Source organism: Rothia sp. HSID18067 (assembly GCF_003989445.1).
Classification (GTDB): domain Bacteria; phylum Actinomycetota; class Actinomycetes; order Actinomycetales; family Micrococcaceae; genus Rothia; species Rothia aeria.
In genome coordinates this window covers 302,821-315,084 of the sequence record NZ_RBMF01000001.1, presented here as the reverse complement: position 1 = coordinate 315,084, position 12,264 = coordinate 302,821, and the positions used below count along the sequence as shown (strand labels likewise).

The following is a 12,264-nucleotide window of genomic DNA, read 5'->3' as shown; positions in this document are numbered from 1 at the left end:
TGATCGGGCTGTTATTGGTTCTCTTATGGCCACGCCCCCGCATCGTGGCTTTGGGCCTATGATGCGGGGGCGTGTTTGTCAGCTGCTAAGGGGCCGGTTTCGCTGGTTTCTATTCCGCTGCTACCTTATTGGGCAGTTTTGCCAGGTCGGTGGCGTCGTGTGCAGCCGGGATGTGTTCAACACGCAGGCGTTTGCGGAACACCCAGTACGTCCAGCCCTGGTACACCAGAATAACGGGCAGGCCCATGAGCCCGACCACGCTCATCACGCCCAGGGTGTATTCGGAGCTGGAGGCGTTCGCAATGGTGAGCGAGTGGGAGGCGTCCAGGGTGGAGGGCAGCACGTTCGGGTACAGGGCGGTGAAGATAGCCAGCGCACCGAACGCTATGAATAGGCTCAGCCCCGCGAAAGCGCGGCCTTCGCGTCCTGCTTTAGCGCTCAACCAGCCTAGGGCCACGGCCACAACCGCCAGTATCGTGCACAGCCATGACACTCCGTTGCCGGTGGTGAATTGCATGTACAGCACCCACCCGGTAATTGGCAGCAGGGCGATCGGCAGCAGGCGCACTAGGGCTGCGCGGGCACGGTGCCGGATTTCCCCGTCGGTTTTGAGTGCCACGAATGCGAGCCCCTGCATGAGGGAAAACCCTACCAGTGACAGCCCGCCCAGCAGTACGGGCCAGCTTGCCCAGGCGAAGGCACCGCCCACGCGGTCGCCGTTGCTGTTAATGGGCAGCCCGATTGAGGTGAGCGCCAGCAGCGCCCCCACCAGCAGGGCGATGAAGAACGAGGATACTGAGATGGCGGTGTTCCACCCGTTAATCCAGCGTTCGTCGTTTTTCTTGCCGCGGTATTCGATGGCGACCGCACGGAAAATCAGTGCCAGCAGCGCCAGTGTCAGCGGAACGTACAGTGCCGAGAACAGGGACGCGTACCATAGCGGGAATGCGGCAAATGTTGCCGCGCCGCCGGTGACCACCCACACTTCGTTGCCGTCCCAGACGGGGCCGATAGTGTTCAGCAGCAGGCGGCGTTCCTGCTCGTTCTTGGCGAAGAAACGGCTCATGAGCATCCCCACACCCAAATCGAAGCTGTCAAGGATGAGGTAGCCGATCCAGAACACGCCAACCACCACGAACCAGATGGTTGGCAGTGTCGGCTGGCCCGCGAAAATATTAAAGTCAAAGTTCATGATGTTGAGTCCTTCAATCCTTGGCGCCTAGTAGGCGAACTCTAGCACGTCCCGTTGTGCGGCGCTGTCTTTGTCGGCGTCGTCATGGTGGGATTGCACGAGTTCGGGCATTGCGGCCACCACACCGGATTTCACATATTTAACCAGTAGGTAGATTTCGACTACCATCAGGATGCCGTATACCGCCCCGAGGGAGATCAGGGAGAACAGGATCTCTTCGCCTGAAACACCGGGTGAGACGGCGGCGGCGGTGAACATCATGACGGCGGGGTCGCCTTCAGGGTTGGGTGCCACCACGAACGGCTGGCGGCCCATTTCGGTGAAGATCCACCCCAGGGCGTTGCCGAAGAATGGGGCGAGAATACCCAGGATTGCGAGGTTCTTCAACCATTTAGCTTCTGGGACGGTGCCGGTTCCTTTCTTGCGGGTCACCCACAGTACGTACACGTATGAGAAGGCGCCGATACCGCCGAAGGTGATCATGCCGCGGAACCCGTAGTAGGTGACTTCCATGAGCGGCAGGTATTGGATTTCTTGGCCTGCGCGTTCACCGTAGAGGGGGTTGTTGGCCAGGTGTGTGCCGTACTTTTCTTTGTATTCGGGCAGCAGGGTGTTCACGCCTTTCACCTCGGTGGTGAAGTTATCGTGCGCTAGGAAGGAGAGGGCGCCGGGTATCTCAAGGACGGCGTGTACTTTGTCGCAGTCCTGCGCGCCGGGGGATGATATGGACAGTACCGAGAAGCCGGTGCCGTCGTGGCAGGCTGCCTCGGCGGCCGCCATTTTCAGGGGCTGCTGGTGGATCATCAGCTGCGCTTGCATGTGCCCGCTAAGCCCCACGCCCATAAAGCCGATGAGGCCTACCACGGCGCCTACTCGCAGGGAGCGGAACCACACCAGGTAGTCTTTCTTGTCGCGGCCTCCGACTTCGGCGTCGCCGACCACAACTTTGCCGTCCTCTACGGTGTCGATGCCGTCTTTGCGGCGGCGCCACAGCTTGTACCAGGCGATTCCGACCATGAACCCGCCAGCAACCTGGATAGCACCGAAGATCACGTGGGGGAAGGTCAGCAGCGCGGTGTTATTGGTGAGCACAGCCCAGATATCGACGAGGCGGGGGCGGCCGTCGATCATTTCAACGCCGACGGGGTGCTGCATCCACGAGTTTGCGGCGAGGATGAAGTACGCCGAGATCCATGAGCCGGCTACGGCGGCGAAAAGGCAGAAGGCGTGTACCTTGGGCTTGAGTTTGTCCCAGCCAAAGATCCATAGGCCTAAGAAGGTTGATTCGACGAAGAACGCGAACAGCCCTTCCATCGCTAGGGGGGCGCCGAAGACGTCGCCCACGAATCGGGAGTACTCGCTCCAGGCCATGCCGAACTGGAATTCCTGCACCAGGCCGGTGGCCACACCCATGATGAAGTTAATGAGGTACAGTTTGCCCCAGAACTTTGTCATGCGCTTGTATTCGTCTTTTTTGGTGAAGACGTAACGCAGGTACAGGTAGGTGACGACCATACCCAACCCGAGAGTTAGCGGCACCATGAAGAAGTGGTACACGGTGGTGATGCCAAACTGCCACCGCCCAACATCAAGGGGATCCATAGCGGTCCTTTTCTTAGTGTGTAGTGCTTATGTGGTTGTCGCCGGATCTGCCATAGATCCGGCGGTTATCTAAATGCAATGCCTCTTACACTACAACCTTTTATTTTCGGCATAAATCATGCGAATTTTGAGGGGGTCAGAGTGAGGCTTGACTAGGGTCTAAAGGTGGATTAAACGCTATCATCTTTTTGAAAGTATTTACCCGTAAATCATTATTTATAGGCACATTCCGTCGCGGCATGAACGGTAACAAACTATGCCCCGCAGGCCCCATCCCCTGGCAGGCGGGCCGGGAAATGAACAAAAGTGGCCCGAATAGTGCTTTTGCAAGCACTAAACAGCCACTTTGTTACAGTCATAAACTATCTATGAGAAAACACATAGTGAGTATTGTCACCATTTTGTGTTCAGGGTGTGCTAGATGTCGATATTTTCCTGATCCAGCTGGTGTGCACCGGCAATAATGAACTCCTTGCGCGGGGCCACCTCCGACCCCATGAGCAGGGCAAAAGCGCGCTCTGCCGCCTCCGCATCCTCCACCCGGATGCGCCGCAGCATACGGTGGCGCGGGTCCATAGTAGTCTCAGCCAGCTGGTCGGCGTCCATCTCGCCCAAGCCCTTATACCGCTGAATCGGCTCCTTATACCCCTTACCTTCAGCAGTGAGCCGGTCAAGCAGCTCATGCAGTTCCCGCTCCGAGTAGGTGTACACCATCTCATTAGGTTTGCCCCGGTTAATAACCTCCACCCGGTGCAGCGGCGGCACGGCGGCGTACACACGCCCATCCTCAATGAGCGGGCGCATATACCGGTAAAACAGGGTCAGCAGCAGGGTGCGGATGTGCGCCCCGTCCACGTCAGCATCGGTCATCATAATCACTTTGCCGTAGCGGGCTGCCTGAAGGTCGAAGGTTCGCCCGGAACCTGCGCCAATCACCTGGATCAGCGCTGCGCATTCGGCGTTGGCGAGCATATCAGAGACCGAGGCGCGCTGGGTGTTCAGGATTTTACCGCGAATCGGCAGCAGCGCTTGGTATGAGGAAGACCGCGCCAGGCGGGCTGTGCCCAGTGCGGAGTCACCCTCCACGATAAACAGTTCAGAATGTTCCACGTTCCCCGAGCGGCAGTCCACCAGCTTGGTCGGCATTGACGAGGATTCCAGGGCGGTTTTACGGCGTTGCGCCTCTTTATGCACCCGCGCCGAGATGCGGGTTTTCATCTCCGAGACAACCTTCTCGCACAGGGCATTTGCCTGCGCTTTATCGGCCCGCCCGGTCGCCTGCAGGCGCGCCTTAAGCTGGTCAGATACCACTTTCAGCACAATCTGCCGCACCGCCGGGGTTCCCAGAATCTCTTTGGTTTGCCCCTCAAATTGCGGCTCGGCCAGGCGCACCGTCAGCACCGCCGTTAACCCGGCCAGCGCATCGTCTTTCTCGATCTTGTCGTTACCGACTTTGAACCTGCGGGCATTATCGGCCAGGTGTTTGCGGAAGGTGCGTAGCAGCCCCTGCTCAAACCCGGTGGTGTGGGTGCCGCCTTTGGGGGTGGCAATAATATTGACGAAACTACGGATAGTGGTCTCGTACCCTATCCCCCAGCGCAGGGCAATATCAACTTCGCATTCACGTTCCACGTCGGTGAGCTGGGAGCGCCCGTCCTCCCCCAGCACCGGCACGGTTTCGGTGAATGAGCCACGCCCGGTAAACCGCCAGATATCGGTTACCGCGCTGTCATGCGCTAAGAACTCTACGAACTCACTAATGCCGCCATCATGTTGAAAAACTTCTTCGTGGGGGCCGAACTCGCCGGGGGTTCCGGGCACTCGGCGTTCGTCCCTAATGGCGATGCGCAGCCCGGGAATCAGGAACGAGGTCTGCCGGGCGCGTGAAACCAGATCTTCGTAGCTGAACCGTGCATCAGGGCTAAAGATCTGCGGGTCAGCCCAGTAGCGCACGCGGGTTCCGGTGACGCCCCGTTTTGCTCTGCCCACAATCTGCAGCGCCTCGGCGCCTTCTGCGGCCGGGGTGAACGTGTCCTCCGGTTTGGGGGTACGGCCGGAGTCGAACCGCCCAGGCATGCCGTGACGGAACGACATCTGGTAGGTTTTACTGCCGCGATCCACCTGCACATCCAGGCGGGATGACAGCGCGTTTACCACGGAGGCACCCACCCCGTGCAGACCGCCGGAGGCCGTGTACGAGCCGCCGCCGAATTTGCCGCCCGCGTGCAGCTTGGTGAAGACCACCTCCAGGCCCGATAGCCCGGTGCGCGGCTCAATATCGGTGGGGATGCCTCGGCCGTCGTCCTGCACCTCTACCGAACCGTCACGGTGCAGAATAATCTGGATTGACTGACCGTACCCCGCCAATGCCTCATCAACAGAGTTGTCGATAATCTCCCACAGGCAGTGCATGAGCCCGCGCGAGTCGGTCGAGCCAATATACATGCCGGGGCGCTTGCGCACCGCTTCTAAACCTTCAAGTACTGAGAGGTGGCGGGCGGTGTAGTTCGACGCGGCCAAGTCTTTCCCTTTCACAACGGTTTTCTTCGTAGGTCTATTCTATCGTGGCTTGTGCCCAGAAGCGGCTTAGCAGGTCATTGTCGGGCGCGCCCACGCCGAACCAGCACCGGGTGAAGGGGGCTGCTCCTCGGGTCTGTTCTCCCCTCTCCCCTGGTAAAGGCAATGTGGTGCTATTTGTAGTCCGGGTGCAGTTCGGACGCTCAGAGCGAAAGGTGACTAAGAGGGTGGGCTCAGCAGGTGGGTTTATGGTTGCATAGAGTTAGCACTCGTTTCTCTACATTTTTGAAGGGTGAACAATGACCGTGAACTCCACTCTCGACCCCGCTAAGGTACGTCAGCTGACCTCCCGTGACCGCTGCGATGTGTGCGGCGCGCAGGCTTATGTTCGGGCTGTACTTCCTTCGGGTCATGACCTGCTGTTCTGCGGCCACCACGCTCGCGCAAACGAGGCCGGGGTGAAGGCTATTGCGGGCACTACCTGGGATGATCAGACCTCCCACCTGTAAGTTTCTTGTTGTTGCGGCGCGCACCCTGAACTTTTCAGGGTGCGCGCCGTTTATTGTTATTTACCGTCCCGGTTTTTCGCCCGTTCTGCAGCGGGTGGGGAGTTTTTAGCTCCACCGAAGTTTAGCGGGGTGTTCATCCCATTCATAGTAAACATCGGAGAAATCGCGTGAGGCTAACTGCTCCGGGGCGATCAGCCAGTTCGCGGCCCCAAAATACCCCCACTTCACATCAGGGTCTAGTTCGTACTCTGTTCCCATGGTGAGTAAGTTGAACGTGTAACCCTTAGCAAGGGCCGGATGCTGCCTTGGGTCATCGTTAAATGTTTCGGGGTACCCGCCCAGCTGGGTGATAATGTCGTCTGCGTCGGGCTCTTCCACAATGTTTACCCCGCCCCCGGCCTGTGGCGCGGCCCAGACTAATGGCGTCCTCATACCCGTCAATGGGTTGTGCAGGGTACCTCTCGTTCCAGTACTGTGTGAAAAGCTCATCAAACGGTTCACGCGGATACTGAAGCGGGTTATGAAGCGCAGGCGCGAACTTTAACGCCAGTTCCGGGGTGCCCCGTCGTATGGGCCACACGTATTCAGGAAACTTGTCGGCCTCCCAATCAATATGTGCCGATTGGGCGTGCGGATTGGGGTCTGTAAGTTCGGGGTAATATATCACCCGGTTGTTGAGGGGGCTGCTCGGTGCGGTAGGGTCGGCACCCCAGCCGGGGCGCGGGGCAATCCAAAACTGAAGCATCCCGGACTCGGGGTACAGAGTGTTCTCCGGCAGCTCGGCACAGTTAATCTGCGCAATCATCCCTAAAGGCTGCCCGTCGGAGCCAAGGGGCGCATCCACCCCAGCGGGCAGGTACGGCACACCCCCAAACTTCGAGGCAGTCACCGGCAGCGGCGCATCCGGCACATTAGTGGTAATGCGCAGCGCGGGTTTCTGTGCGCCTGCGTTCACCAGTTGGATCACCGCGCGTATCTGTTCAAGGATACGAACCGGTGTGTTCATAGCTTCTCCTTGTGGACGGCTCTTTCTCTTAGTTGTTTTTAGCCTCACGGCTCAGCAATATTGCTGTCTTGCCCAATACCCCGCCTGCTGGCAAGGTGCCTCTCAGGCGTTCTTTGGCACGCCCCAAGAGGCTAGCTGTCTAATGTGCAGCTCTAGGTGTTTTAGCTCTGCCACCACCAGAAAAGAACCTTCGAGAAATCACGGGCTGCTAACTGTTCGGGGGTGATCAGCCAGTTTGCGTACCCGGCGTCTCCCCACAAGAGCTCGGTGCTTCCCAGACGGTACGACTCCGAGCCCATAGTTAGCAGGTTCACCGTATATTCTTCTAGCTCGGGGTTATTACGGCGCGGGTCGTCATCAAAGAAAACAGGGTACCCGCCCAGCTGGTGGTAGCCCGCCTCATCGGCTATTGCGCTTAGAATATCCTCGTCCTCTTCGGCCTCTTCCACGAGGTCTTCCAGCTCTTCAATTTCTTCAATTGCCTGGTCGGGGTAGAGTTCGTTCCAGATCTCAATAAACCGCTCATGGTCTCCCCAGGTGAGCATGGGGTCTGGCGTCTCCGGCGGGCCAAAAATAAGCGATATTTCGCGTGTGGGCGGGTCAATCGGCCAGTGGTGTTCTTCCCAGTTTGCCTCAACGGCGCAGGCGTGCGGGCTAGCTGCGCCCAGTTCTTCCCAGTAGATGACGCGCGCATCCGCCCCAGCCAGCCCATCGTTGATGTTCATCCCCCATTGGGGGTGCCGTGGGTTGAGCCAGAACTGAAGCATCCCGGACTCGGGGTACAGAGTGTTCTCCGGCAGCTCGGCACAGTTAATCTGCGCAATCATCCCTAAGGGCTGCCCGTCGGAGCCAAGGGGCGCATCCGCCCCAGCAGGCAGATACGGCACACCCCCAAACTTCGAGGCAGTCACCGGCAGCGGCGCATCTGCTGCACGTACGGTAATGGGAACTTTATCCCTTTGGTAGTTCACCATTTGCGCTACCACAGACCGAGCTCTGTCTGTTATCGTCATCGTTCTTGTTCCTTATAGGGTGTATGGCGCGCGCCCCCTCATATACGGAAGCGCACGCCATTATCCTTTGAAAAACCGGTGCGGCTAACAGCAGGACCATTCGAAAATAACTTGTGAAAAGTCCCGGTTTTTCAGCTGTTCGGGGGTGATCAGCCAGTTTGCGGTACCCACATCGCCCCACATGATTGCAGGGGTGTTGGGGTCAGCCCAGTTACCGTCAGATACTGAGATCATGGTCAGCAGGTTCACCGTGTAGTCCCGCAAATCATCAGCGAAATCGCGCGGGTCGTTTTGCGTGAAAATAGGCTCGCCACCGATCTTGTGGGTCAGCTGATCCTCGGTTTCTCGGTCAATTGTGTCTGTAACACGGTCTTCGCCCAGCTCGTCGATCTCATCAAAGAAATCCTCGATTGGTGTTTCGGGGTACAGCTCATTCCATGTATCAACAAACAAAGCTTCGGCGGTCTCGTTCATGAGCGACCATTTATCGCCCAATGCCGCCTCAAAGCTGAGCGCATATTCGACAGTTTCGGGAGAAATCGGCCACCCGTAATCGTCCCAATTCGCCTTGGCTACGCGCGCATCCGGGGTAGGTTCGCCCAACTCAGGGTAGTAGATCACCCGGTAGCCGTTTTGGGTACGGTCGGCAATGGCGTCGTCCATACCCCAGAGTGCTTCTTCATCACCCGGGTCAATCCAGAACTGGAGCATCCCAGACTCAGGGTAAATAGTGTTCTGAGGCAGCTCGGCACAGTTAATCTGCGCGATCATCCCCAAGGGCTGCCCCTCTTTATTGACGGGGGCGTCCACCCCGGCGGGCAGGTACGGCACTCCCCCAAATTTGGAGGATGTCACCGGTAGCGGCTCAGCAGCCGCCGTGGCTGTGATGCGCACCGTGGGTGATTGGTCATTTTCTTCTATTCGTTTAATAACCTCACGCGCCTGGTCGAGAATTTTTCCCATATCTGCTCCTGTGCTTCTAGTGGTACTGGTGCGGAATCTGTGAGCACTATTAGAGCACGTTTTTTCTCGCGGTGCGTGCACGTACGTCATGCATCCGAAGGCACAATGCAGAAGATAAAATATTCCCCGCCGTCAACGCATAGTTTTGTGTTTGCCGCGGTGCATTAGCTTTTATCTGCACCTCTGCTAAGTTTTTACCCACAGTTCCATTCAAAAAGGACTTTTGAAAAGTCCCGGTTTTTCAGCTGTTCGGGGGTGATCAGCCAGTTTGCGGTACCCATATCGCCCCACATAATGTCGCCGTCACCATCATTTTTTGCTTCCTCGGAGGCGATGGTAAGCAGGTTAACCGTATATTCTTGCAGTTCTGGGTTGTTCTCGCGCGGGTCGCTCTGCACAAAGCTGGGGTACCCGCCAAGCTTATGGTACTCAGTGCTGTCGGTCAGGTCGTAGGCAATATTCTCCCCATCGTGCAGGCGGTCTATCTCGTAGACCTCGTTAATAGTCTGCGCTGGGTGTTTCTCGTTCCACCGGTGTACGAACCGGGCCTCAAATTCACGGCTTGTGTCGCTCAGGCTCTCATGTTTTTTCTTAAAAGTGAGCGCAAGCTCAGCCTCTGGCGGGTAGATAGGCCAGTCTTCGCTCCGTGCTGCGGTGACTGCGGGGTGCCCCGCAGGGGTGGCTTCACCCACCTGGGGGTAGTAAATAACCCGAATATTCGCCTGGTTGGCTATATCATTGGCGTTGAAACCCCAGTTTTCATCGCCTTCTTCTTCGCCGGAGTCAATCCAGAACTGAAGTATCCCGGTCTTGGGATAAAGCTCATTTTTAGGTAATTCAGTACAGTTAATCTGCGCGATCATCCCTAAGGGTTTCCCGCTTTCATTGGTGGGTGCCTGAGCCCTGGCAGGCAGGTACGGGGCGCCGCCAAACTTCGAGGCAGTCACTGGCAGCGGTGCCTTGGCACCGGCTGTTTTAATATGGATTACTGGCTGCCGTGTGGCGGCAGTGATTTCTGCCGCGATTTTCCGTGCCTCTTTAGCTACTGTACGGCCCATAATATTTTCCTCCCAATACCTGACTTTCGTTTTCACCAGTCTTATTGATAGTTGCAGCTAACCGCAGGACCATTCAAAAAGGACTTTCGAGAAGTCTCGGTTCTTCAGCTGTTCCGGGGTTATTAGCCAGTTTGCAGTGCCCTGATCTCCCCAAACAGTAACAAATTTTTCGGCGTCCTCAGAGAACATGGTGAGCAGGTTGATTGTGTAGTTATCGAGCCCATCATGCTCTTGACGCGGGTCCTGCTGGGTAAACTCCGGGTGCCCGCCAAGTTTGTGGTAGCTTCCCTGAGCTATGTCGCGGTAGAACATCACGCTCGGGCGTTCCTCATCTGCGGGCGCGTATGCATCAATACCCGCGAAATCGCCGATAGGCTGCTGGGGGTATAGTTCATTCCACAACTCTACAAACCGGTTTTGGTAGGCCCACCAATTCTGTGGGGTTATTCCTTCTGAAGTTTCTTCAAAGCTGAGTCCGATTTCCCATCCCTGATCCACGTGTACCGGCCAGGCCATAAATTCCATCTCGGTTTGTTTCTCTTGATCTGGCATAACAAGAGTGTGGGCGCACAGGTTTGTGTCCTTATGATGGGGATAATAGATCACGCGAGTATTGACCTGCGATACCGGGTTCTTCAGGTCGATGCCCAGTCCCAGCTCATCATACGGATCCAGCCAGAACTGAAGTATCCCGGTCTTGGGATAAAGCTCATTTTTGGGTAACTCAGCACAGTTAATCTGCGCGACCATACCCAGCGGCTTACCATCCTGGTTAGTGGGTGCCTGAACCCCGGCGGGCAGGTACGGCACTCCCCCACATTTAGAGGCGGTCACCGGCACAGTTCCCTGAACTGCGCGAGGAATGATGCGCACAGTGGGTTTACGATCCTGCTGGCTCAGCAGATAATTAAGGTGCTTGACCCGCTCAAAAATAGTGCTCATGGTGTATTTTCTTTAGCTGCTAGACCACGAATAAAAGACCTTAGAGAAATCTAAATTCTCCAGCTGCTCTGGGGTAATCAGCCAGTTTGCCACTCCAGCATCGCCCCACATGATGGTTATGGTGTCAGCTTCATATGCAGAGACAAGAGTGAGCAGATTAATCGTGTAGTCTTTCCATTCTTCCTTGTCATCGCGGGGGTCCCAGTCGATATACTCGGGAACACCGCCCAGCTGGTGGTGATCAAGATCTTCATAAAAGGTGCTCGCAAGGCCATCGCCTTCAAGCCCTGCAAGCTCATCAAGATCCCAAGGACTTTCAATCTGCTCCTGCGGATAACGTTCATTCCACAACCGCGTAAATAACTGCCCGGTACTGTATTGTTTGAGTTTTAGCCCGGGCTCTAGATTTTCAGGCTCGAAGCTCAGGGCGTATTCTCCGCCCAAAAGAGGCCATATAAAGCCATTATCCTCGGTAATGACTAGTTTACGAGCCTTCCTGTTCGCTTTTCCCAGCTTGGGATAGTAGATCACGCGATCATATCGTGATGAGGTGTAATCTTCCGTATCAGTTTCGATCGGGCTAATCCAGAACTGCAGCAGCCCATCCGCCGGGTAAATACTATTCGGTGGCAAATCGGCGCAGTTAATCTGCGCAATCATATGCAAAGGTTCACCGTTAACGTCTACGGGACCGTCCTGGCCCTTGGGTAGGTACGGCACTCCTCCGATTTTGGAGGCGGTGACCGGCAGCGTCTTGTACTTAGCGAATCGTGTATTGATACGCATCGTGGGAACTTGATGTCCCACGTTCATCTCAGCCAGTAAAGCGCGAGCCCGTTCTAGTATCTCTGCCTGTTTATTCGTCATATATTCCTCAATGCCCCAAACACGATCCTGAAATATTTCGGCGCCGTACGCCCACACCCCATTAGAGCATGTTTGTGTGCTGCATGTAACGGTTTGTGAGTTCCTCGTATATATCTCCCCGCAATTCCCACCATGCGAGATAAAACACACAAACTGTAGAAAAATTCATTGTGTCGTATATATAATATATTGAAAGATGCCTCAAGGAGTGAGCACCATGAAGAATAACACCGGCACTTTCGGCCCCTATTTCCTTTTCCTCTGCGCCTTTTTCATGATGGTTTTCAGTGTCCTCAGCGCATTAGGGTGGCTCGCCATTGGGGGCTCCCTCGCCCTTCTCATTCTCACCGCGTTTCTTAACCCGGATTTCCGTAAGCCAGAAGACCCCAATAACCCGGTGAGCACGTGGCTTATTCTTGCATTCTGCATTTTTGGAGCGTCCTGGGTTTATACCCTCACGCTGCAGAACGGGAACACTCACCCCGGTATCAATGCTGCCCTAGCACTGGTGCCGACCGCAGCAATGGGGTGGGTATTTATTAAGCATTCTGCCCATGCCCATAATTCTTAAGCCCTCCCCGGGAAGAAACTAACC

General features: G+C 56.3%; 12 protein-coding genes. 2 read left to right on the top strand and 10 right to left on the bottom strand.

The annotated features are described in order from the left end of the window. Positions 1 to 109 precede the first annotated feature (109 nt). From cydB to D8M23_RS01465, 3 genes are all read right to left on the bottom strand, one after another. Positions 110 to 1,192: a cytochrome d ubiquinol oxidase subunit II gene (cydB, locus tag D8M23_RS01475; protein WP_006887380.1), complete on the bottom strand. Its 1,083-nt coding sequence runs from the start codon at positions 1,190 to 1,192 to the stop codon at positions 110 to 112. 27 nt (positions 1,193 to 1,219) lie between these two features. After that, positions 1,220 to 2,794, bottom strand: coding sequence for a cytochrome ubiquinol oxidase subunit I (locus D8M23_RS01470; protein WP_126853272.1), 1,575 nt, complete (start codon positions 2,792 to 2,794; stop codon positions 1,220 to 1,222). 417 nt (positions 2,795 to 3,211) lie between these two features. After that, a complete protein-coding gene (locus D8M23_RS01465) occupies positions 3,212 to 5,314 on the bottom strand; it encodes a DNA gyrase/topoisomerase IV subunit B (protein ID WP_126853920.1) in 2,103 nt (700 codons plus the stop codon). 296 nt (positions 5,315 to 5,610) lie between these two features. Between D8M23_RS01465 and D8M23_RS01460 the strand changes: the two genes are divergently transcribed. Continuing rightward, on the top strand, positions 5,611 to 5,820 hold the full coding sequence (locus D8M23_RS01460) for a DUF7455 domain-containing protein (protein WP_037235017.1): 210 nt from the start codon (positions 5,611 to 5,613) through the stop codon (positions 5,818 to 5,820). A gap of 105 nt (positions 5,821 to 5,925) precedes the next feature. On the opposite strand, the gene D8M23_RS12255 is transcribed toward D8M23_RS01460, so the two are convergent. From D8M23_RS12255 to D8M23_RS01425, 7 genes are all read right to left on the bottom strand, one after another. Beyond that, positions 5,926 to 6,198 carry a DUF1963 domain-containing protein gene (locus tag D8M23_RS12255; protein ID WP_161971638.1) on the bottom strand — a complete coding sequence of 91 codons (273 nt, stop codon included), beginning with the start codon at positions 6,196 to 6,198 and terminating at the stop codon, positions 5,926 to 5,928. Then, positions 6,137 to 6,826: a DUF1963 domain-containing protein gene (locus D8M23_RS01450; protein WP_126853268.1), complete on the bottom strand. Its 690-nt coding sequence runs from the start codon at positions 6,824 to 6,826 to the stop codon at positions 6,137 to 6,139. The genes D8M23_RS12255 and D8M23_RS01450 overlap by 62 nt, the downstream gene beginning before the upstream one ends. 161 nt (positions 6,827 to 6,987) lie before the next feature. Next, entirely contained in the window at positions 6,988 to 7,839 is an 852-nt protein-coding gene (locus D8M23_RS01445) for a YwqG family protein (protein WP_126853266.1), read from the bottom strand. Between the two features lie 84 nt (positions 7,840 to 7,923). After that, entirely contained in the window at positions 7,924 to 8,802 is an 879-nt protein-coding gene (locus D8M23_RS01440) for a YwqG family protein (protein WP_126853264.1), read from the bottom strand. A 194-nt stretch (positions 8,803 to 8,996) separates the two neighbouring features. Beyond that, complete coding sequence (locus tag D8M23_RS01435) at positions 8,997 to 9,860, bottom strand: YwqG family protein (protein ID WP_126853262.1); 864 nt, start codon at positions 9,858 to 9,860, stop codon at positions 8,997 to 8,999. Positions 9,861 to 9,917: 57 nt separating this feature from the next. Beyond that, a complete protein-coding gene (locus D8M23_RS01430) occupies positions 9,918 to 10,802 on the bottom strand; it encodes a YwqG family protein (RefSeq protein WP_126853261.1) in 885 nt (294 codons plus the stop codon). A 12-nt stretch (positions 10,803 to 10,814) separates the two neighbouring features. Next, positions 10,815 to 11,669 carry a YwqG family protein gene (locus D8M23_RS01425; protein ID WP_126853259.1) on the bottom strand — a complete coding sequence of 285 codons (855 nt, stop codon included), beginning with the start codon at positions 11,667 to 11,669 and terminating at the stop codon, positions 10,815 to 10,817. A 217-nt stretch (positions 11,670 to 11,886) separates the two neighbouring features. On the opposite strand from D8M23_RS01425, the gene D8M23_RS01420 reads away from it, so the two are divergent. Further along, positions 11,887 to 12,240, top strand: coding sequence for a hypothetical protein (locus D8M23_RS01420; protein WP_037235002.1), 354 nt, complete (start codon positions 11,887 to 11,889; stop codon positions 12,238 to 12,240). Positions 12,241 to 12,264: the final 24 nt, after the last annotated feature.

Coding starts and splice junctions, on each gene's coding strand:
- D8M23_RS01430 (WP_126853261.1), bottom strand. CDS start 10,802: ATGAGCACTATTTTTGAGCGGGTCAAGCACCTTAATTATCTGCTGAGC.
- D8M23_RS01440 (WP_126853264.1), bottom strand. CDS start 8,802: ATGGGAAAAATTCTCGACCAGGCGCGTGAGGTTATTAAACGAATAGAA.
- D8M23_RS01435 (WP_126853262.1), bottom strand. CDS start 9,860: ATGGGCCGTACAGTAGCTAAAGAGGCACGGAAAATCGCGGCAGAAATC.
- D8M23_RS01460 (WP_037235017.1), top strand. CDS start 5,611: ATGACCGTGAACTCCACTCTCGACCCCGCTAAGGTACGTCAGCTGACC.
- D8M23_RS01470 (WP_126853272.1), bottom strand. CDS start 2,794: ATGGATCCCCTTGATGTTGGGCGGTGGCAGTTTGGCATCACCACCGTG.
- D8M23_RS01450 (WP_126853268.1), bottom strand. CDS start 6,826: ATGAACACACCGGTTCGTATCCTTGAACAGATACGCGCGGTGATCCAA.
- D8M23_RS01425 (WP_126853259.1), bottom strand. CDS start 11,669: ATGACGAATAAACAGGCAGAGATACTAGAACGGGCTCGCGCTTTACTG.
- D8M23_RS01445 (WP_126853266.1), bottom strand. CDS start 7,839: ATGACGATAACAGACAGAGCTCGGTCTGTGGTAGCGCAAATGGTGAAC.
- cydB (WP_006887380.1), bottom strand. CDS start 1,192: ATGAACTTTGACTTTAATATTTTCGCGGGCCAGCCGACACTGCCAACC.
- D8M23_RS01420 (WP_037235002.1), top strand. CDS start 11,887: ATGAAGAATAACACCGGCACTTTCGGCCCCTATTTCCTTTTCCTCTGC.